Annotated in this window: 18 protein-coding genes and 4 pseudogenes; 10 read left to right on the top strand and 12 right to left on the bottom strand. The window is 68.9% G+C overall.

Features of this window, described 5'->3' with window-relative positions; genetic code table 11:
• Nucleotides 1-14 precede the first annotated feature (14 nt).
• Entirely contained in the window at nt 15-455 is a 441-nt protein-coding gene (locus I2W78_RS26920; RefSeq protein ID WP_196462833.1) for a hypothetical protein, read from the top strand.
• 78 nt (nt 456-533) lie between these two features.
• Here I2W78_RS26920 and I2W78_RS26915 read toward each other — a convergent pair.
• A pseudogene (locus I2W78_RS26915) lies at nt 534-947 on the bottom strand (tyrosine-type recombinase/integrase); the annotation flags it as partial.
• Nucleotides 948-1,383: 436 nt separating this feature from the next.
• Here I2W78_RS26915 and I2W78_RS26910 point away from each other — a divergent pair.
• From I2W78_RS26910 to I2W78_RS41875, 4 genes are all read left to right on the top strand, one after another.
• Nucleotides 1,384-2,487 carry a helix-turn-helix domain-containing protein gene (locus I2W78_RS26910; RefSeq protein WP_230885603.1) on the top strand — a complete coding sequence of 368 codons (1,104 nt, stop codon included), beginning with the start codon at nt 1,384-1,386 and terminating at the stop codon, nt 2,485-2,487.
• On the top strand, nt 2,475-2,630 hold the full coding sequence (locus I2W78_RS40745) for a hypothetical protein (protein WP_230885602.1): 156 nt from the start codon (nt 2,475-2,477) through the stop codon (nt 2,628-2,630). Before I2W78_RS26910 ends, I2W78_RS40745 begins: the two co-directional genes overlap by 13 nt.
• A gap of 127 nt (nt 2,631-2,757) precedes the next feature.
• Nucleotides 2,758-3,126, top strand: coding sequence for a hypothetical protein (locus I2W78_RS26905; RefSeq protein WP_307783801.1), 369 nt, complete (start codon nt 2,758-2,760; stop codon nt 3,124-3,126).
• Nucleotides 3,119-3,382 carry a DUF7848 domain-containing protein gene (locus I2W78_RS41875; RefSeq protein WP_445330152.1) on the top strand — a complete coding sequence of 88 codons (264 nt, stop codon included), beginning with the start codon at nt 3,119-3,121 and terminating at the stop codon, nt 3,380-3,382. The genes I2W78_RS26905 and I2W78_RS41875 overlap by 8 nt, the downstream gene beginning before the upstream one ends.
• On the opposite strand, the gene I2W78_RS26900 is transcribed toward I2W78_RS41875, so the two are convergent.
• A complete protein-coding gene (locus I2W78_RS26900; protein ID WP_307783799.1) occupies nt 3,351-4,565 on the bottom strand; it encodes an ISAs1 family transposase in 1,215 nt (404 codons plus the stop codon). The genes I2W78_RS41875 and I2W78_RS26900 overlap by 32 nt on opposite strands.
• 105 nt (nt 4,566-4,670) lie before the next feature.
• Between I2W78_RS26900 and I2W78_RS26895 the strand changes: the two genes are divergently transcribed.
• Nucleotides 4,671-4,904 (top strand): hypothetical protein, encoded by a 234-nt coding sequence (locus I2W78_RS26895; RefSeq protein WP_196462831.1) that lies wholly within the window; start codon nt 4,671-4,673, stop codon nt 4,902-4,904.
• A 15-nt stretch (nt 4,905-4,919) separates the two neighbouring features.
• On the opposite strand, the gene I2W78_RS26890 is transcribed toward I2W78_RS26895, so the two are convergent.
• On the bottom strand, nt 4,920-5,366 hold the full coding sequence (locus I2W78_RS26890) for an SRPBCC family protein (RefSeq protein WP_196462830.1): 447 nt from the start codon (nt 5,364-5,366) through the stop codon (nt 4,920-4,922).
• 363 nt (nt 5,367-5,729) lie between these two features.
• Here I2W78_RS26890 and I2W78_RS26885 point away from each other — a divergent pair, with 363 nt between their 5' ends.
• Together I2W78_RS26885 and I2W78_RS26880 are read left to right on the top strand one after the other, a co-directional pair.
• Nucleotides 5,730-6,065: a hypothetical protein gene (locus I2W78_RS26885; RefSeq protein WP_230885600.1), complete on the top strand. Its 336-nt coding sequence runs from the start codon at nt 5,730-5,732 to the stop codon at nt 6,063-6,065.
• Nucleotides 6,066-6,093: 28 nt separating this feature from the next.
• Entirely contained in the window at nt 6,094-6,558 is a 465-nt protein-coding gene (locus I2W78_RS26880; RefSeq protein WP_196462829.1) for a hypothetical protein, read from the top strand.
• Nucleotides 6,559-6,683: 125 nt separating this feature from the next.
• On the opposite strand, the pseudogene I2W78_RS41870 reads toward I2W78_RS26880, so the two are convergent.
• Nucleotides 6,684-7,765: pseudogene (locus tag I2W78_RS41870) on the bottom strand (IS630 family transposase).
• 74 nt (nt 7,766-7,839) lie between these two features.
• Nucleotides 7,840-8,067 (bottom strand): annotated as a pseudogene (locus I2W78_RS26865) (tyrosine-type recombinase/integrase); the annotation flags it as partial.
• Between the two features lie 879 nt (nt 8,068-8,946).
• Between I2W78_RS26865 and I2W78_RS26860 the strand changes: the two are divergent.
• Together I2W78_RS26860 and I2W78_RS26855 are read left to right on the top strand one after the other, a co-directional pair.
• The gene (locus I2W78_RS26860; protein ID WP_307783798.1) at nt 8,947-9,219 is read left to right on the top strand and encodes a hypothetical protein; all 273 of its coding nucleotides are present in this window, start codon (nt 8,947-8,949) and stop codon (nt 9,217-9,219) included.
• Nucleotides 9,216-9,626: a type II toxin-antitoxin system VapC family toxin gene (locus I2W78_RS26855; RefSeq protein ID WP_196462828.1), complete on the top strand. Its 411-nt coding sequence runs from the start codon at nt 9,216-9,218 to the stop codon at nt 9,624-9,626. Before I2W78_RS26860 ends, I2W78_RS26855 begins: the two co-directional genes overlap by 4 nt.
• A gap of 781 nt (nt 9,627-10,407) precedes the next feature.
• On the opposite strand, the pseudogene I2W78_RS40740 reads toward I2W78_RS26855, so the two are convergent.
• The 7 genes and pseudogenes from I2W78_RS40740 to leuA form a co-directional block, all read right to left on the bottom strand.
• Nucleotides 10,408-10,840, bottom strand: a pseudogene (locus I2W78_RS40740) (tyrosine-type recombinase/integrase); the annotation flags it as partial.
• Between the two features lie 25 nt (nt 10,841-10,865).
• Complete coding sequence (locus tag I2W78_RS26845; protein ID WP_196462827.1) at nt 10,866-12,065, bottom strand: sialidase family protein; 1,200 nt, start codon at nt 12,063-12,065, stop codon at nt 10,866-10,868.
• Between the two features lie 57 nt (nt 12,066-12,122).
• Nucleotides 12,123-12,788 carry a response regulator gene (locus tag I2W78_RS26840; RefSeq protein ID WP_196462826.1) on the bottom strand — a complete coding sequence of 222 codons (666 nt, stop codon included), beginning with the start codon at nt 12,786-12,788 and terminating at the stop codon, nt 12,123-12,125.
• Nucleotides 12,785-14,005: a sensor histidine kinase gene (locus I2W78_RS26835; protein WP_196462825.1), complete on the bottom strand. Its 1,221-nt coding sequence runs from the start codon at nt 14,003-14,005 to the stop codon at nt 12,785-12,787. Before I2W78_RS26835 ends, I2W78_RS26840 begins: the two co-directional genes overlap by 4 nt.
• Before the next feature lie 47 nt (nt 14,006-14,052).
• Complete coding sequence (locus I2W78_RS26830; RefSeq protein ID WP_196462824.1) at nt 14,053-16,128, bottom strand: MMPL family transporter; 2,076 nt, start codon at nt 16,126-16,128, stop codon at nt 14,053-14,055.
• 142 nt (nt 16,129-16,270) lie between these two features.
• A complete protein-coding gene (locus tag I2W78_RS26825) occupies nt 16,271-16,969 on the bottom strand; it encodes a TerB family tellurite resistance protein (protein WP_196462823.1) in 699 nt (232 codons plus the stop codon).
• Between the two features lie 172 nt (nt 16,970-17,141).
• A complete protein-coding gene (gene leuA, locus I2W78_RS26820) occupies nt 17,142-18,863 on the bottom strand; it encodes a 2-isopropylmalate synthase (RefSeq protein WP_196462822.1) in 1,722 nt (573 codons plus the stop codon).
• Between the last annotated feature and the right edge of the window lie 331 nt (nt 18,864-19,194).

Below are 19,194 nucleotides of genomic sequence, written 5' to 3'. Positions count from 1 at the left end.
GAAGGGCCTGTGACGTGGTTGAGATTGAGACGTTCCTGAAGGATGTGGATGGTGGGTTTGTGCAGGTGGAAGCCTGCCGAACTCCACCGCCCGACCTTGACTACATTGAAGGTGCCATTCGGCTGTCCGTTGATGGATTGGAAATCATCGGCACTGAAGAGTGGGACTATGTCGACCAACTCTGGTGTTATATCGCCGAGATGGTGACGAAAGTGCAGTCGTCGGGTTACGCGGAGACGTATTTCCCGGATCAGCCGATCAAGCTCTCTTTTCAGGTCACCGGGTCTCGCGTCCTGGTGACCGCCAAGATTGGCGAAGAAGTTAAGAGGGCAAATGCTTCGTCGGCGGATCTCCTGGAAGCCGTCAAAGCGGCTGGAATGAGCTTCTTCAGGAAGATGTCCGAGCTCGCCCCGGACAATTTGTATTCCGAGGCGCAGCAGGAGCTGTCAGTTTGACCGAACCAGAGGCCCCGCCGGGAATGCTCAATCCGGCAGGGCCTCTGGGGCTCTTGACGGCAGTAGTTGACGGCAACGTCAGCGGACGGGAGCCGCCCAGAGCGGTGGTTCGTCGCCGTCGTCGGGCTTGCCGGTGATCTCGGCGGGGTTGCGGAGGGCGTGGCCGAGGAGGTCGATGGCGTCGCGTTGGAGTCGGAGCCGGACGTGGGCGTAGACGGTGGCGGTGACGCCGATGTGGGCGTGCCCCAACAGCTCCTTGATCACGATGAGTTCCACTTCTTGCTCCAGTAGGAGGGTGGCCGCCGAGTGGCGGAGGTCGTGGAACCGGATGCGGCGGAGTCTGGCCTGGCGGAGCAGGGTGTTGAAGTGCCGGGTGAGAGTGGACCCCTCGATCGGGGCGCCGTCGGGGCGAGTGAAGACGTAGCCGCTGTCCTCCCAGCCCGCCCCCGCCGCCTCACGTTCCTGGAATTGTCGGTCGCGGTGCTGTTCAAGGCGGCCCGCTGTCGAGGGCCGCGCGCGCTCCGGCCCTGCGGGGGCCGCCGCGCGCTCCTGTCTCCGCCCCGCTTGCCGTCGGCCCCGCCGGTCCGGGCGCGCAACAGCCGTACAGCGAACCACCCTGGGGCTCTGCCCCAGACCCCGGCCCTCCCTCCGAGGGGCAGTGGGGCCGAGTGCGGGTGCGGCTTCGTCGTGGTGAGTGGTCGCGGGTCGCGGGTGACGTCCCTCGTCGCCCGGTCACCGGAGGCGTACCAGGAACCCCCGGGGGCCGGCGAAGCTGCCCGACCGACGAGGGACCCCTCCCGCTCAGGCCCCGGTCCTGCCGGAGCCCGGCCCGCCGCGTGGTGGGGCACCTTTGTGGGCGGGTGTCTGCCGGATCGCCCCCGGTTGATGTGCCGGCCGGGCGTACCGTGGAGTGGGAGGTGGTGAGTTGATGACTACGGAGCTGGCTGACAACGTCCGCAAGTACCGGCGTCGCGCGGGGATGAGCCAGGAGGAACTCGCCCACGCCGCAGGCGTATCGCCGGGCACCGTGCGCAAGGCCGAGCAGGGCGGCACCATCCGCATGGAGACCCTACACACGCTTGCCCGAGCGCTGGGGGTGACCACGGCCGCGTTGATGGCCTCGGATGCACCGGAGCCCGTCGGGCAGGCCGAGGAGCCGAACCGGGTCAACCTGATCCAGCTCCGCGCCGCCCTCACCCCAGCCGTCGGGCTCGTGGACCAGGACGCCGAAGCCGTGGCCGAGGAACCGAACCTGCGCACCTTCCAGCGGATGCTGCAAGACGCACGGGTGTTGTACTTCTCCGACAGCTACAAGAGCGTCGCGGCTCAACTGCCGGGCCTGCTGCGTGATGCCGCACAGGCCGTCGCCTACTACGACAGCGGAGACGAGCACCGACAGGCCCTGCTGGCCCGCGCTGAGGCGCTGCGTCTGGCCGGCACCTACCTCACCCAGGTCCGGCAGTACGACATCGCGTACGCCGCTGTACGTGGCGCCATCATGGACGCCCGTCAGGCCGGAGACATGCTTGCGGCGGGCTCGGGCGTCGGCTGCATGTGCTGGCTGCTGGTGCGCCAGGGCCGGTTGGACGAGGCGGAACAGGTCGCCGCCCAGAGCATGGACGCGGTGGAGCCGAAGATCACCGGGGCCGAGCCGGACCACTACGCGGTGTGGGGCGGCCTGGCGATGGAGGCCGCCGCCGCAGCCGCGAGGAACAACCGTCCCGACGAGGCGAAGGAGTACCGTCAAGCCGCCCGGGTCGCGGCAACCGCGGTCGGTACGGCGCATCGCAACGTCTCCCGGCACTGGTCCGTCTTCGGGCCCGTCACCGTCGCGGTCAAGGCACTCGAAGACGACATGGTCGTCGGGACGCCCGCGCGGTGGTGCGCAAGGCAGGCGAGCAGGAGGAGTTGTCGCCCAAGGCATGGAAGCGCTTGGGCAGGCCCAGCACCAACGACGGGAACCGCTTCACCCTCGACGTGGCGCGCGCCCACACCCGAACCGGCGACTTGTCCGCCGCCATGGACGAGTTGACCCGCGCCAAGGAAGCCGCCCCGCAGTGGCTGCGGCACCAGAACGGGGCCGCCGAGACCATGCAGGAGATCCTGCACAAGCGCAAGCGCACCCTCACGACGGAGATGCGCGAAATGGCCGACTACTTGGGCGTTGTCGGGTAGCTGCCACGCAGCGTGGCAGTTCGTGAACCTAGAGTGGCGAACTGCCATGACTCCCACCTGGGGTGACGATCAGTCAGCGCTTACGGTCAGTGCGTCCAACGTCAGTGACCTAGGCCGGGGGTGCTCAGTGAGCCAGCCCAGGAGCGATGCCGACCGCATACGTCGCAGAGAGCTGTACGACGCCCCGTCGGGCAGGGGAGGTCCCCGCTTACTGCCGTGGACCAGCCCGGAGGGGAAACCCTGCTACCTGAGCAGCGACGGCCGGGGCTACCTCTCCACCCTCACCGACAGCATCGAGACGGTACAGCTCAGCATGGGCCAGGAACTGTTGGAGTACGCCCGCGACGCCACGGCACCCGGCGCGAAAACCCTGTCGGCGACCGAATACCGCTGGCTGGCCTGCCGGTTGACAGAAGCCCTGGCGGACACGCTCAGGGTCGCGGAATCACGCGGACAGCGCATCCCGGATCAGGAAGCAGCGACCGAAGATGCCTGACTCCCCGAACGCCGGCGCACCAGCATGCAACGCCTCTCGGGGGCGCTACCGCTTCCGCGAGTACCACGAGACCACCGTCACCGACTCCATGGCCCTGCCAGCGTTCGAGGCGGTCTGCGTCACAGGCGAAGAGCGCAACTGCGGCGCCACCTCAGGCACACTGCACACCCCGGACGAACTGACCCGTTGGATCGCCGGACACTGCGCCCAGAGCCAAGGCTTGATCAAGTTCCCTCGATTCCCGGGTTGTTGGTGATGCCCAGGAGTGGAAGTGCTCGTTCGGGTTGGTCGCGGATTGCGCGGGTGGTCTTGGCGATGTTGTCGGCTCCCAGGGTTCTGAGCAGGCCGATGGCAAGGTTGCGGAGGGTGGCCATGGCCCGGGGTGCGGTGCCGGTGTGGACGGTGGAGGCGTCCTCGGCGAAGGTCACGTCTCTCACGTGGTGCAGGGCTTCCACGGTCCAGTGGCCGCGGATCGCGGCGGCGAGCTCGGCGGGGCCGGCCTGGTGGGCGTCGAGGCTGGTGACGGCGTAGACCGTCTCGCGGGTTTCGCGTCGGCCGGTCTGCCTGCGGGGGCGGTGGACGCGGACGGCCAGACGGGCGTGAGGGAAGGCGATCCCGCCGAGTTCGTCCGCGATGCCGCAGGTCTTGACGGAGCGGGACTCGCGGCGGCCGTGTCCGGTGGAGGTCGTGGTGTGCTGGACCGGGATGTCCCGCCAGGGCAGGGCCGCGAGCTGGCGGTGTGCGGTCGGCTGGTTGGCTTTGATCACCGCGATGTAGTGGGCGTTCTTGGTCTCGACCAGCCAGGTGACGTTCGCCTGGACCGAGTGCAGCGCGTCAAAGGTGACAAGAGCTCCCTGAAGGTCCAGCGGCTCGAGCAGGGGCCGGAAGTGCGTGGTCTCGTTCGTCTTCGCTCCCACCTCCGCCTGGGCGAGGGTCACGGCCCGGTGGTGGGTGACCGCGGAGAGCAGATGCCGGCGGGTGGCGGTCAGGTGGGCCGATCCCTTCAGCGCCTTGCCGTCGACGGCGATCACGCGACGCGGTCCGGACCCGGCCCCGGCGGCGTCGTGCCGGCCGGTGAGGTAGGCGCCGACCGCCCGGTCCAAGGCGTCACCGTCGATAGCCTGGAGGACACGCCCGATCGTGGTCCGTGAGGGAGTCCGGCGCCACTGGAGCGGATGACGGCGCACGCCGACGGCCGCCAGCAGGGCGTCCGAGGCCCGCTCCGCCCACTCGGCGAGTTCGTCGACGCTCCTCGCTCCCGAAACGGCCGCACAGGCACATATGAGGAGGATGGCGGTCAGCGGGTACCAACGGCCCCGCCGCGCACGCGGGTCGGGCACCAGGTCCAGGTAGGGGCGCAGGTCGGCAACCCGGCCGCCGTCCAGCGGCCCCAGCTTCACCAGCACCGCGGGGAAAGGGGAGGATACAGCGGCAGGCACGGGCCACCTCATGATCGTTGAGCTTCGACACCCCAATGATCACGAAGCCCGTGCCTGCTCTGCTATGAGCTCGTAACAGGATCTTGCAGAGGTGCCTTGAAGGCCGTGCGCCGGGAACGGCGCCGCCGCCGGATCCTGCCCGTCATCTCCCGCAAGGGTGCCCCGGACATCAAGGGCCTGGGCAAGCTCCGCTACGTCGTCGAGCAGTCCTTCGCCCTGTTCCATCAGTTCAAACGCCTTGCCACCCGCTGGGAACGACGCCTCGAACTCCACGACACCTTCCTCTCGTTGGCCAGTAGCCTGATCCGCTGGCGGCGGCTCAAGAAGACCGGATCATGAACCTCGCACAGGCTTCTAGGAGTTTCGGCTCACGATTGAGTTGGCGTATGACGCGAGATCGTGGACCAAAACCTGCAGGCGCCGTCTTCTGAGCGTGCCCAGAAGCGGGAGGGCGTGCCGGTAGGTTGCCGACCAGGTGATATTGGTGCCGCCGTGGGGTGCTCGAGCCAGGTCCACAGACCCCCGATGAGACGCGAACAGCCCGGCGGCCTGTTCGTAGCTGAACCGCTGGTCGGGAACCAACTCGACAATGCGCTCGCGGCAGCACACACGTCCAAGGCGGGAACGGATGGTGCGGAGGTCATCTACACGTGCCGGTCGCTCGACCCCCGCGGGCAACTCCCACTGGACCTCGTAGTAGGAGGTCCACGACGGCCAGGATTCTGCATCCAGGAGTGCTGCGTAGACGAGAGCGGAAGGCGCCGATGAGTACGAGGTGGCAGTAACAGGGAGGGACGACACCCGGCAAGGCTAGACGCTGTCTCGCCATGATCGTGTTACGAGTTCTATGCGCCCCAACCGGTCACGGCCCGACGCACCCGCACCACTCCGGAACTTGACCAAGCCCTGGCCCAGAGCGGCCACGAGTTCTACGAGCAGACCGCCCGCGCTCTCGTCCGCGCCGAGCCTGGCGCGTGACAGTAAAGTCCCGCTGCACCGACACCAGGCAGCGACAGCGCAATCGCATGCCCCGAGCCGTTGACGGCAGTAGCGACGGCAACACCCACGGATTTCCCCGCACAACCACGGACACCAGTGGAACGCAAAATCCACGCTGACCAGCGAAGAAGCAGGTAGAGGGGTGCCGCGTAGCACACGTACTATGTGCTGGCTGGGGCCACGCCGGTCCTGGTTCACAATTCGAATGGCATTTGCGGAACCGCAGCCCTGGAGAACGGGGACTGGCAGCATATTCTGGACCGTCACCGGCCCGGTGGTGCGCTGATCGACGACGAGGCAGGCATCCTTATTGGTAAGGAGAAGAAGGTCCGTCAGACGCCAAAGCCGAACACTCAAGGGCGACCTGGCCAGATCTATGAATGGGACTTTGGTCCAGGTAACGTCGTCGGCAAGGCTGGTCCGGCAAATGGGGGCGGAGACTTGACTAGAATCCGTGTAATCGTGAATGACGGAAAAGTCGTGACCGCCTTCCCGTTCTAGGCGAGAGAGCTCCCTACAAGGAGAAATCATGATTCATCTTTCCTTCTCTCTCCCGGAGCCGGGATCGCCCTGGCGGAGAACCTGGGAGGGGGCGAAGCAGGGCGATCCTGCGGGCCTTGCAGAGATCGACCTTCGCTACAAGTACTTCGGCGTCAATGTCGAGATGATCGTAGGTGGCGTGGAGGCCATCTCGAAGAGAAGGTTTGTGACGCTCGTGGATCTGGCCCTTTCGCTCTCTCACGCGGAACGGCGTATCTCATCAGGAGAAGACGCGGCGTTCGGCTTCACTGAGAGCGAAGAGGTTATCCATCTGCGGCACGACGGAGATCTCATTGTCGTGACCTCATCGAAACGTGCCTGGCGGGTTAGCGTCGAGCGTGAAGAGCTGGCGAGTTCCTTCTCCAGATTTCTCCGTGAGGCGTATTCACATCTGACTTCAGAGATCCCTGGATTGGTTACTAATCCGGTAATTCGGCAAATGTTGCCGGAATAGTTCGTACCGTTCTCGGAATGAGTGCAGAGTGATACGCGGAGGCCCCGCCGGAGTGACTTCTGGCGGGGCCTCTGAGGCTTTTGACGGCAACGTTGCCGCTGAGGTTGAAAGGACGGGGTGACAGGCTATGGAGGCTCCAGCCCGAGTCCGGTCTCGGCGATGGAGCCGTCGAGAACTTCGGGGCGTCGTTGGATGGCGCGTAGGCGGTTCTTCACGAGCGGGGTGAGGTCGTCGATCGCGTGGGGTGCGAGGTTGGCCAGGGACTTCTTCAGGTGGGCCCAGACGGCTTCGACGGGGTTGAGGTCCGGCGCGTAGGGCGGGAGCTTGACGATGGTCAGCAGGTCGCTGCCGCGTTCGCGGAACTCCCGCAGGGCCTTGGCGTGGTGGGTGCCGGCGTTGTCCCAGACCACGATCAGCGGGGCACCGCCCAGCTGCCGACGGGCGGAGGTCAGCAGGTCCGCGAACTCGCGGGCCCGGAAACCCTTCTTCTCGCCGGTCCGGCCCCGCTACGTCTGGGTCCGGTAGATCAGCCTGGTCTCGCGGCCCGGTCTGACGCAGATCATCCCGGCCATCAGAACCCGGCCGGAGCCCTTGCCCGTCACTCTGACCAGCGGTGTCCGCCCGCGTCGCGACCAGGTCCGGCCCTTCCCGGGTTTCAGGTCCTGTCCGGCCTCGTCCTCAAAGACGATCCACGCACCCAGGAGCCGGGCCGTCCTCTTACCCGTGACCACTGCTCCGTGCGCCACAGCCCTACGGCCTGTTCGCCCCGTTCGACGGCCCGGTGCGCGGGGACTTGTGGGGACCAGCCCAGCCGGTGCAGCAGATACGACACCCCACGCGGGGTGTACCGGTAGCCGAACAGCCGGCGGATCAGCTCCGCGACCCTCGTCAGGGTCCACCGCTGGTCCTCGACCCAGCCGTGTACCGCCGGGCCGGCCTCCAGCTCGGCCTGCAACCGCTCGGCCTGGACTGGACATCGTCCAGCCGGCACGGAAAGCCGCCGGGCCCCCTTGGACACCAGGGCCGACTTGCCGCCGTCTCGCCAGACGGCGTGCCAGGCGTACGCCGACTTCCGCGACACCCGTAACCTGCGCGCCACCTCCGGCGGCTGCACCCCCTGCTCGAACATCTCCGCGGCCTCGAAACTCACCGCCTCACGCTTCGCCCGCCCCACAGCGGTCAGACCGCCGCCATCCGCATACCTCATGACGAGGATGTAGCACCGCCAACGCCCGCCGTCACCCCGTCCTTTCAATCTCAGCGGCAACGCTGACGGCAACGTCAGCGGACGACGGCTGCGATGGGTGGGTCGTCAGGGTCGTCGTCGGTCGGGCCGAGGGCGTTGCCGAGGGTGTCGATGGCTTGGCGTTGGAGTCGGAGTCGCACGTGGGCATAGACGCCGGCGGTGACACCGATGTGAGCGTGGCCCAACAGCTCCTTGATCACGACGAGGTCGACGCCCTGTTCCAGGAGCAGGGTCGCTGTCGAGTGCCGGAGATCGTGAGTGCGCCGTGAGGCGCAGTGCTTCGAGTGGGGGGAGACCTTCACCGCTGTTCCCGTCGCAGCGGGACGGTGGAGCTGAGGGCAGCCTGAGCCGGATGGTGCCGGGGAGGGTGGGAGCAGCCCTGACAACGCCGGGACGTGCCAGTACCGCCAGATGGTGCGGGTTCGGCTAGCGGGACGGAGAGGAGTACGCGAGGAACCGGCGTGTGACACCCCCGATGCGGCGGAGGCCGGCCTTGCGGAGGAGAGTGTTGAAGGTGCGGGTGAGATTGGTCGGGTCGATCGCTCTGCCCTGCACTGTGGTGAACACGTGCGCGTCGTGCTGCCACGTACTGCCTGCGGTCGCACGTTCGCGCTGCTGCTGTTCGTGGTGGAGTTTCAGGGACTGGTGTCGACGGTCAAGTAATTCCCCAGTTGCAGCGCCACCGTCCCCAGACGGGTGTTCGGGCTGAGTGGGTGGGCGGGGGCCGGGCCGCCCGCCTGGAAATTGTCCGGGACGCAGCGGCCGGTCAAGGACGCCTTCGGCGCCGCTAGCGCGGTGAGCTGCGCTCATCCTTGACAGTCCGCTGCGTCCCTCAAGATCAGGCTGGCTGTCGGGCGGCCCGGCGAAGAGCGGCGTCCTCATGGGGATCGGGGAGCAGCGTCGGGATCCCCATGGGGATCCTTTGGTGTCTCGGCTGGGGAATTACGTGACGTTCCACAGGGACTGGACGCAGAGGGTGGGGAGGGCGATGCGGCGCTCGGAGGCCCGGGTCTTGGTGGGCAACGTGGTGAGTCCGCCCGCCGCCGTCCACCAGGACGGCTGGTTTCCGGCAGGTGTGCGGCGAGGGTGAAGCTGCTGGAAGACGAGGGTGCGAGCAGGGGGTGTGCTCCTAGACTGGCCGGGTGACCGAAGCATTCGACTACGAGGACATGCACTACCTGGTGGACCGGCTCACGCCGACGCAGGTACGTCGCTTGCGCCTGCTCGTGACCCAGGACGAGGAATTGTCGCAGGCCGCCGCCGCGGCGCTACCTCCGCGTCCCGATGAGGAGCGGCCGGTCTCGGCTGGGCTGCTGGCGTTGATCGGTGCGGTCAACGGGCCGGAGGATCTGGCCGAGCGGCATGACGACTACATCCGGGAGCGGATGCGCGAGCGGTTCGGCGACCAGACGTGAACGCGATCGTCTTCGACACCGGCCCGCTCGCCGCAGCCCTGAACGCCGGTGACCGGCGCCATGCGGAGTGCGCTTCTCTTCTGGTCTCGTTGACTGGCCGCCGTCTGCTGCCCAGCCCGGTACTGACCGAGGTGTGCTGGCTGCTGGAGCGCTGGCCCAAGCTGGAAGCCGCCTTCCTCACCGAAGTCGCCCGGGGTGCCTTCGAACTGGTCCACCTCGCCCCTGCTGACCTGGAGCGTATGGGCGAGTTGGTCCTGCAGTACGCCGACTTCCCTCTCGGCGGAGTCGACGCCTCGGTGATCGCCGTGGCCGAACGCTTCGGAGTGGAACGCGTCGCGACCCTTGACCGCCGCCACTTCAGCGTCGTCCGCCCCAAGCACGCCCCGGCACTCACCCTCCTGCCCTGACGGTACGCCGACGGCACCGGACCCGATAGCAGCGCACAACCGCGGATGTCGACGTACCAGGAAACCTCGCCTGATCTGCGAAAACGCAGGTAGGGAGGGGTAGGCCGGCACACGTACTGAACCAGAAGGTTCAGGCTGACCTGGACAGCCTGTTCCAGCAACTGTCAGGCGGAAATATGAATCCGGGCCTCGGAAGCAAGGCGCTGGCAGGAACTGATGTCACCTATGCGCGAGGATGGAACGGCGTTCGCCTATTCTTCCGGAACGTGGACGGAGGGGTTCAGATCGTTGGAAATCCGATAAGGCGAACGAGTCCAAGGTGATTGCGAGGCTGAATCAGCTCTATGGCCAGTGACCCTCTCTACGCGTAGAGAACCAGCATTTCAGCGCACTCTTCATTCTGAGCGCAGAGGAAACAAGGAAACCGTTGAGAATGTCGACGCAGAACTCAGCCTCCCTGATGGGACGCGGTGGAGCGCCACGTTCATGACGCTACGGGCTATCGAACAGGTGATGAATCGATGGAAGGAGACTGGAGAATGTGCCAGCGGTGCGTACTTCCAGTGTTCCGACCTTGTGATCATTCCGGAGGGTGGGTCTGGCGGCGATGCTGGATTCCTTCAAGGGGATTATCGATTCGGGTGTACCTGAAGGGGTTTTGCAACTCCTGAGTGACGACCGAAACGTCGTAGATGCTCCTGCGGAGCGAATCAGGATGCCCCTTTCTCGGGTGACGGAGAGAGGGGCATCCTGGCTTTTGACGGCAACGGTGACGGCAACGTCAGCGGACGACGGCTGCGGCGGGTGGGTCGCCGGGGGTGTCGGTCGGGTTGAGGGCGTTGCCGAGGGTGTCGATGGCCTGGCGCTGGAGGCGGAGGCGTACGTGGGCGTAGACGCCGGCTGTGACGCCGAAGTGGGCGTGTCCGAGGAGTTCCTTGATGACGACGAGGCCGATGCCCTGTTCCAGGAGCAGGGTGGCGGTCGAGTGTCGGAGATCGTGGAAGCGGATCGTCCGAAGGCCGGCGCTGTGTGTCCGTCCAGCCCGCTCCAGCCGCCTGGCGCTCCTCCCGCTGCCGTTTCTGGTGGATCTTGAGCGAACTGATGCATTCGGTGGGGAGGGCGATGCGGCGTTCGGAGGCGAGGGTCTTGGTGTGCAGGACGGTCAGGCCCTGGCTGCGGGTGCGCTGGAGGGAGCGGTGGATGGTGGCGGTGCCATCAGATCACCAGATCCGCCGTTGGTCAGGTCACGTCGGCGAGCCGGATCCGCCGGAACTCGATCCTCTCGTACGTCCCCGTCACCCCCGTCTCGTAGAGCACCCCGAGCGTGTCCGTGCCGACCTGCACCAGGTCGGAGTAGGCCGCCGGCTGCCGGGACAGCGTCAGCGCCTTGGTGAAGGTCGCCCCGGCGTCCCTGCTGCGCCACACCGCCATGGCCTCGCGGGCGGTGGGCACGGAGGGGCCGGAGAAGAGCAACGGGGCGTCGGGGTCACCGGGTTGCAGGGCACTCGCCTGGACGATGGGCACGTCGTTCAGGGTGGGCTGGACGGCGTAGGGGCGGGCGAGGGTCCGGCCGCCGTCGGTGGAGCGGCTGTCGAGGCGGTGGCCGGGGCTGGTGCCGTGCTGGTCGCGGGCGGAGAAGTAGAGCGTGCCGTCGGGGAGTTCGGCGGCGGTGCTCTCGTTGGCGTTGTCCAGGCCGTCGTAGGAGTCGTCCACGAAGCCCAGCCGCCAGGTGGCGCCGCCGTCGTCGCTGTAGAAGGCGTGGGCGCCGTAGTACTTGGTTTCCTGCCCGGTGTCGGTGGATCCGGCGGGCGGGGCGGCGGAGTGGTTGGCGGGGACCAGCAGACGGCCGGCGTACGGGCCGTGGCTGAGGGCGAGGGCGTGGCCGGGGCCGGTGGCGTACCAGCGCCAGCCGGTCCGCTTCACGCCCCGCGTGATCTCCCGCGGCCGGGTGAAGGTGCGCCCGTCGTCCGTGCTGCGCTGCACGAACACCCGGCGGCTCTGCGCCGGCGTCGCCTCGCCCCGCATGATCTGCGCCTCCGTCACGGCGCCGCTGTTGTAGGTGCTGAGCAGCACGACGGCGCCGGTGCGCGGGTCGAGAACGGGTGCCGGGTTGCCGCGGGTGTCCCCCGCCCCGGCGGCCACGACCGTGAGCGGGCCCCAGGTGCAGCCGCCGTCGGTGGAGCGGCGCGCGACCACGTCGATGTCGCCGGAGTCGCCCGCGCCGCCGCGCCGGCCCTCGGCGAAGGCGAGGACCGCGCCGGTGCCGGTCGTGACGGCGGCCGGGATGCGGTAGGTGGTGTAACCGCCCTGCCCGGCGGTGTACGGCACGGAGGAGGTGCAGCGGGCGGCGGACGCGGGTGGGCCGGAGGTGAGCGGGCCGAGCACCAGTGGGGCGAGGGTGGCGGCGGCGGTCAGGAAGGCGCGTGTGGGACGTCTCATCGGGCGGTCCCCTCAGGGTCGGTGACTGTGTGTCAGTCATCGATGACTGACTGTCAGTCACATCGTCCCCGGAGTCACCAGCCCGCTCTCGTACGCCACGATCACCAGTTGCGCCCGGTCCCGTGCCCCCAGCTTGCCCATGATGCGGCTGACGTGGGTCTTCGCGGTGAGCGGGCTGAGCCCGAGCGACTCCGCGATCTCGGTGTTGTTCAGGCCTCGCGCGACCAGCGTGAGCACCTCGCGCTCACGCTCGGACAGGCATTCGGGTCCGGCCGCCGCGGGGGCCGAGGGGCTGCGCAGCAGACGCGCGATCAGCCGGGCCGTGGGGCCGGGTGACAGCAGCGCCTCACCGGCGGCCACCGTGCGGATGGCGTCGAGGAGTTCGGCCGGACGGGTGTCCTTCACCAGGAACCCGGAGGCACCCGCGCGCAGCGCCTCGACGATGTTCTCGTCGGTGTCGTAGGTGGTCAGGACGAGTACCTTCACCCCGGCCAGGTCCTCGTCGGCGGCGATCAGCCGGGTGGCCTCGATGCCGTCCAGGTCGGGCATGCGGATGTCCATCACGACCAGGTCGGCGCGGGCGCTGCGGGCCAGTTCCACCGCCTCCCGTCCGGTGCCCGCCTGGCCGACGACCTCCATGTCCCGGGCCGACTCGACGAGCATCGCGAACGCGGCCCGTACGAGGGTCTGGTCGTCGGCGAGCAGTACACGGATGGCGCTCATCGGGCTCCTTCGCTTCCCAGTGGCAGTACGGCCCTCACCTCGTAGCCGCCCGCGCGGCCCGGCCCGGCGTCCAGCGTGCCGCCCACGCTGCGCGCCCGTTCCCGCATGCCGACGAGCCCGAAGCCGGGCGTGCCGGCGCCGGCGCCGGTCCCGTCGTCGGTGACGTCGACGCGGAGGGCGCCCTCACCCTCGTACACCCGCACGCGGACGGTGACGTCGGCGCGTCCGCCGTGCCGTACGGCGTTGGTGAGCGCCTCCTGCACGATCCGGTAGGCGGCCGCCCCGACGGCGGGCGGCACCTCGTCGGCCCGCACCGTCAGCTCCACGTTCGCCCCGGCGCCGCGCGCGGTGTCCGCGAGGTCCTTCAGGCCGTGCAGGTCGGGCAGTGGGCCGCGGGCCTCGGCCGGGGTGTGCTCGCGCAGCACCTCCAGGGTGGTGCGCAGTTCGCCGCGCGCCGTGCGGCAGGTCTCGGCGATGTCGTCGAGGGCCTCGGCGACGGCGGCGCGGTCGAGGCGTTCGGGGTCGGCGGTCAGGACGTGCGCGGCGACGGAGGTCTGCACGCCGATCAGGGTGATGCTGTGCGCGAGCAGGTCGTGCAGGTCGCGCGCGATGCGCAGCCGCTCCTCGGCGACCCGGCGGCGGGCCTCCTCCTCACGGGTGCGTTCGGCGCGTTCGGCGCGTTCGACGATGGCGGCGACGTACTGGCGGTAGTAGCGGACGTCGACGCCGAAGAAGAGGACGGCGATGACCCAGCCGGAGATGCGCAGCAGTTCGAGGCCCTGGTGGGCGTTGACAGTGAGCATCACGCTCACCGAGATGCCGAGGACGGCGGCTCCGGCGAGGAGCGTGCGCATGGGGCGGCCGGTGACGGCGACCGAGTAGAGGATGACGTACGTGGCGGGGGCGGGAGCGATGTGGTTGTAGTCGAGGGTGTGGTACGGCCCGACCAGCACCACGACCACGGCCAGCATGAGCAGCGGCCGGCGCCGCCGCCACAGCAGCGGGACCGAGATGGCGAGCAGCAGCACCCAGGCGAGCGCGTCGAGCCGCCGGCCGTCGTCGGTGAACAGGGCGATGACCGTGGCGAGGACGGCGGTGGCCACCGCGAGCAGGGCGTCGTTGCGCAGGGCGTGCGGGGCGGTGAGCGGGTCGCGGTTGACGACCGCCATGATCCGCTCGCCGAGGCCCGGCCGGTGGGGTGGGTGCACGGAGCTCATCTTCCGGGAGGAGGGCGCCCCTCCGGCAGGGAGGGGCGCCCCAGGGCTCATACGGGTTCCGGCTGGCGTTCGGGCCGTACGGGTTCCTCCGGTGCCTTGGACAACCGCCCGGGCCACCACACCGTCCGCCCCAGCGCCACGCTCGCGCTGGTCACCAGGTAGGTGCGGACGAGGAAGGTGTCCAGCAGCACCCCGACGGCGATGACGAAGCCCAGTTCGACGAGTGCCACCAGCCCCATGTTCACCAGCACCGCGAAGGTCGCGGCGAGCACCAGACCGGCGGAGGCGATCACGCCGCCGGTGGTGCGCAGCGCGGTGAGCGCGGCGGTGCCGGGTTCGGCGCCGCGTGTGGCCTCCTCGCGCATCCGGTGCATGAGGAAGATGCCGTAGTCGACGCCGAGGGCGACCAGGAACACGAAGGACAGCAGCCCCAGTCCCGGATCGGTGCCCTGGAAGCCGAACAGCGGCTCGAACACCAGCCCGCCGATGCCGAGCGTGGCGCCCCACACGGCGACCACGGCGGCCACCAGGATCAGCGGCGCGACCAGCGAGCGCAGCAGGACGACGAGGATGAGCAGCACGGAGACCAGCACGATCGGCACGACGACCGCGGTGTCCCGGGCGTTGGTCTCCTCCAGGTCGAGCTGCTGGGCGCTGGGCCCGCCGACGTAGGAGCCGTCGAGCCGGTCGCGCAGCTCCTCGATGGTCCGGGTCTCCCCCGGCGTCTGGGGGGCGTCCTCGGCGATGACGACGACCTCCGTCCAGCCGTCTCCGGTACGTCCCCGCTGCGCGCTGTCGACGCCCTCGGTGGCACGGACGGCGGCGAGAGTGGCGTCGGCGCGGTCGGCCGGGGTGAGCACGGTGATGGGCTGGCTGGACCGCTCCGGGTAGGCCTCGGCGAGCGTCCGCAGGGCGGCGACCGAGTCCGGCCGGTCGACGAAGGAGTCCTCCTGCTTGAGCGTGCCGGGCAGATTGAAGGCGCCCAGCGCGAGCGCGCCGAGCAGCACGGCGCCACCGGCCAGCACGGTCACCGGGCGCCGCCCGGCCGAGCCGCCCATCGCGGCGAACAGCGACCGGCGCACCTTGGGCGTGGAGCCGTACGCCGGGACCAGCGGCCAGAAGACGCGGCGGCCCAGCAGGACGAGGATCGCGGGCAGCAGGGTCAGCATCGCGGCCAGCGCGCAGAGCACGCCGACCGTGCCGAGCGGTCCCATCCCGCGGTTGGAGTTGAGGTCGGCGGCGAGCAGGCACAGCAGCCCGGCGGCGACCGTCCCGGAGGAGGCGAGCACGGCGGGCCCGCAGCCGCGCAGCGCGGTCCGCATGGCGTCGTACGGCCGCTCGATCCGGCGCAGTTCCTCGCGGTAGCGGGAGATGATCAGCAGGGCGTAGTCGGTGCCGGCGCCGAAGACGAGGATCGTCATGATGCCGGTGCTCTGCCCGGACACCTGTGTGCCGAAGGCCTCGTGCAGCCCGTAGGAGACGGCCATCGACAGATAGTCGGCGAGCCCGGCGACGGCGAGCGGTACGAGCCACAGCAACGGGCTGCGGTAGATGAGGATCAGCAGGACGGCGACGACGGCGACGGTGGTGTAGAGCAGCGGCCCGCCGAGCTGGTTGTACACCTTGCTCGCATCCGTCGTCATGGCGCCGGGCCCGCCCACCTCGACGGTCAACCCGCCCTGGCTGTGGGCGACTTCACGGACGTCGTCGACGAAGGCGTCGCGCTTCTTCTCGTCGTCGCCGGGTTCGTTGGTGGCGACGGGATACATGAGGGTGGTCCCGTCCTTCGACGGCACGCCCTGCGGCTCGGCGGTCAGCTCGTGCTCCCCGGCGATCCGCGCGACCTGCTCGCCCGCCGTCGCCCGGTCGGCGGCGGTGAGCCCGGCGTCCCGGTGGTAGACGAGCACCAGTTCCGTGGTCTCGCCGCCCGGCAGCCTGTCCTGGATCTCGGCGACCTGCGTGGAGTCGGCACTCGCCGGCAGATAGTCGGTGACGCGGTCGCGCTGTACGTCCCCCAGCTTCGCCGCGAACGGTGAGGCGATCGCCAGCACGCCGACCCACAGCGCGAGCAGCAGCCACGGCACGGCGCGCCGTCGCGTTCGTATCGTTTCCCCGGCCCCCATGGAACGGGCCCTCCCTCCGGAACGGATGACTGGATGCGGCTTCCAGACTTCCGGTGGCAGGGCGTGGAAACGTCGCGCGCGAGGGCGAGTTCGGCGGTACGGCCGGGGGTGACCTGACGGCCGTATTACTCCCCGGGGAGTATCAGGACGGCGTCCGGGCGGCGGCCGCCAGCAGGCGGGTCACCTCGTCCGAGGTGATGGTGAGGGCGGCGCCGACGGTGGCGAGGACCTCGCGTTCGGCGGCGGTGTAGGGGCCGTCGGCGAGGGCGATGCGGGCGCCCTGGAGGAGGATCGACTCACGGCCCGCCGGGGCGAGGTGCGGGGCGAGTGGGTCGAGGGCCTCGTGCAGCTCTATGGCCAGACCCGGGCCGCAGGGTGTGCCGATCACCCGGCCGGTGTCCGCGGCCAGCGCCTCGACCAGGGCGTTGAGCTGCTCCTCCGTGCAGTCCTCGAAGCCGGCCGCGCGGACCGTGCCGGCGGCCGCGCTGAGCGACGGGCGGGTGCGGGTGCCGCCCGCGGCCAGCACCGCGAGGGCGACGGTGTGCACGGCGTCGCGGAGCATCGCGGAGAAACGGGTGGTGGTGGGGTGGTCCAGGACGTCGGTGCCGAAGTGCCGGCGACAGGCCGCGCACTCCACGACCGGGCCGGTGTCACCGCGCGGCAGCACGGGCACGCCGAGCAGGGTGAAGCGGCGGCGCCCGGTCAACCGCTGGTAGTTGCGGTCACCCCCGCAGCCCGGGCAGAAGAACTCGCCGTCGCCGACGGCCGTCCACGCGGTACGGGTGCCCAGAACGCGCGAACGCCTGGCGGCACGGCCGTTTCGTCCCCGGACTGGCAGCACGTCGCACCTCCGTAACCCCACGGCAACATCGCCGCGCTGGCGTGATGTTAGCCACATCCGTGAGGCGGAGTCAGTACCCCGGACGAGACCTCTCCGTGACCTGGCCGGTAAACGACGGGGCCCCGCCCGCCGCAAAACGGCGGACGGGACCCGAAACGCCCGGTCAGAGGGGTCAGCGTGCCGCCCGGTTGACGGCCGAGACGACTGCCTTCAGTGACGCACGTGTCGTGTTCGCATCGATGCCGATCCCCCAGAGGACCTTGTCGTCGATCGCGCATTCGATGTACGAGGCGGCCTGCGCGGAGGCGCCCTCGCTCATCGTGTGCTCCTGGTAGTCCAGCAGCCGGATGTCGATCCCGATGCCCTGCAGGGCGTGGAAGAACGCGGAGATCGGGCCGTTGCCGGTACCGACCAGCGTCACCTCGGTGCCGTCCACCTCGGCCTGGGCGGTCAGCGTGTCCACGCCGTCCTTGTCGGTGGTGGACTGGCCGTTCTTCAGCTGGATCCGGCCCCAGGGGTTGTCCGGGTTCGGCAGGTACTCGTCCTCGAAGATCGCCCAGATGTCCTTCGGCGTGACCTCGCCGCCCTCGGCGTCCGTCTTCGCCTGGATGATCTTGGAGAACTCGATCTGCATCCGGCGCGGCAGGTCCAGCTTGTGCTCGTTCTTCAGCACGTACGCCACGCCGCCCTTGCCGGACTGCGAGTTCACGCGGATGACCGCCTCGTAGGACCGGCCGACGTCCTTCGGGTCGATCGGCAGGTACGGCACCGCCCACTCGATGTCGTCGACGGTGACGCCCTTGGCCTTGGCCTCGGCCTCCATGGCGTCGAAGCCCTTCTTGATGGCGTCCTGGTGGGAGCCGGAGAAGGACGTGTAGACCAGGTCGCCCACGTACGGGTGGCGCGGGTGGACCTCCATCTGGTTGCAGTACTCCCACGTACGACGGATCTCGTCGATGTCGGAGAAGTCGATCTGCGGGTCGACACCCTGCGAGAACAGGTTCATGCCCAGCGTGACCAGGTCGACGTTGCCGGTCCGCTCGCCCTGCCCGAACAGACACCCCTCGACGCGGTCGGCACCGGCCATCACCGCCAGCTCGGCGGCCGCCACGGCCGTACCCCGGTCGTTGTGCGGGTGCACGGACAGACACACGTACTCGCGCCGCGAGAGATTCCGCCCCATCCACTCGAACCGGTCCGCGTGCGTGGACGGCGTCGACCGCTCCACGGTCGCCGGCAGGTTCAGGATGATCTCGCGGCCCGGCCCCGGCTGCCACACATCCATGACGCCCTCGCAGACCTCCAGCGCGAAGTCCAGCTCGGTGTCGGTGAAGATCTCCGGGCTGTACTGGTAGCCGAACTCGGTCTCCGGACCCAGCAGCTTCTCGGCGTACTCCATCACGAGCCGCGTCCCGTCGACGGCGATCTGCTTGATGTCGTCCTTGGAGCCACGGAAGACGACCCGGCGGAAGACCGGCGCGGTGGCGTTGTACAGGTGCACGGTGGCGCGGCGGGCGCCCTTCAGCGACTCGACGGTCCGCTCGATCAGGTCCTCACGGGCCTGGGTGAGGACGGAGATCGTCACGTCCTCGGGGATGGCGTTCTCGTCCTCGATGATCGACCGTACGAAGTCGAAGTCGGTCTGACCGGAGGCCGGGAAGCCGACCTCGATCTCCTTGTAGCCCATCTTCACCAGCAGGTCGAACATCGCCCGCTTGCGCACCGGTGACATGGGGTCGATCAGGGCCTGGTTGCCGTCGCGCAGGTCGGTGGAGAGCCAGCGGGGGGCGACGGTGATTCGGTTCTGCGGCCAGGTGCGGTCCGGGATGTCGACCTGCTCGTAGCGGCCGTACTTGTGGATCGGCATGGAACTGGGCTGCTGGCGATGTGCCATGGTGGCGTGGGCTCCTCGAGAAATCCGGTGAGATCCGGTGTCCGGAAGGACGGCCGACGACGCAACGCCGAGCTCCGCGGGGAGGGGGTCGGCCTCGACTACAGGCCCTCGCCGCGGCAGCTAAGGAGAAGCAGCCCGAAACGCATGATGCCCAGCATGCTAGCCGAGCCCTTCAGAAACAGGCGGTCCCGTATCAGTATGCGGGACCGCGCGCCGCCAAGGGGCGCGGGGAACTGCGCGAGAACCACCCACGATCCCGCAGCCAATAACACAGCGCAACCACCCACCACCCCCCTCATCCCCACATTTCACCAATCAAGGTTGCAGAGGG

Source organism: Streptomyces spinoverrucosus (assembly GCF_015712165.1).
Lineage (GTDB): Bacteria > Actinomycetota > Actinomycetes > Streptomycetales > Streptomycetaceae > Streptomyces > Streptomyces spinoverrucosus_A.
The sequence above is the reverse complement of the archived record's forward strand: the minus strand, read 5'-3'. Positions and strand labels throughout refer to the sequence as shown.

What these genes read in the sequence shown, in the direction of transcription:
- I2W78_RS26910 (WP_230885603.1), top strand. Translation starts at nt 1,384, where the DNA reads ATGACTACGGAGCTGGCTGACAACGTCCGCAAGTACCGGCGTCGCGCG.
- I2W78_RS40745 (WP_230885602.1), top strand. Translation starts at nt 2,475, where the DNA reads ATGGACGAGTTGACCCGCGCCAAGGAAGCCGCCCCGCAGTGGCTGCGG.
- I2W78_RS26880 (WP_196462829.1), top strand. Translation starts at nt 6,094, where the DNA reads ATGATTCATCTTTCCTTCTCTCTCCCGGAGCCGGGATCGCCCTGGCGG.
- I2W78_RS41875 (WP_445330152.1), top strand. Translation starts at nt 3,119, where the DNA reads ATGCCTGACTCCCCGAACGCCGGCGCACCAGCATGCAACGCCTCTCGG.
- I2W78_RS26840 (WP_196462826.1), bottom strand. Translation starts at nt 12,788, where the DNA reads ATGAGCGCCATCCGTGTACTGCTCGCCGACGACCAGACCCTCGTACGG.
- I2W78_RS26830 (WP_196462824.1), bottom strand. Translation starts at nt 16,128, where the DNA reads ATGGGGGCCGGGGAAACGATACGAACGCGACGGCGCGCCGTGCCGTGG.
- I2W78_RS26835 (WP_196462825.1), bottom strand. Translation starts at nt 14,005, where the DNA reads ATGAGCTCCGTGCACCCACCCCACCGGCCGGGCCTCGGCGAGCGGATC.
- I2W78_RS26845 (WP_196462827.1), bottom strand. Translation starts at nt 12,065, where the DNA reads ATGAGACGTCCCACACGCGCCTTCCTGACCGCCGCCGCCACCCTCGCC.
- leuA (WP_196462822.1), bottom strand. Translation starts at nt 18,863, where the DNA reads ATGGCACATCGCCAGCAGCCCAGTTCCATGCCGATCCACAAGTACGGC.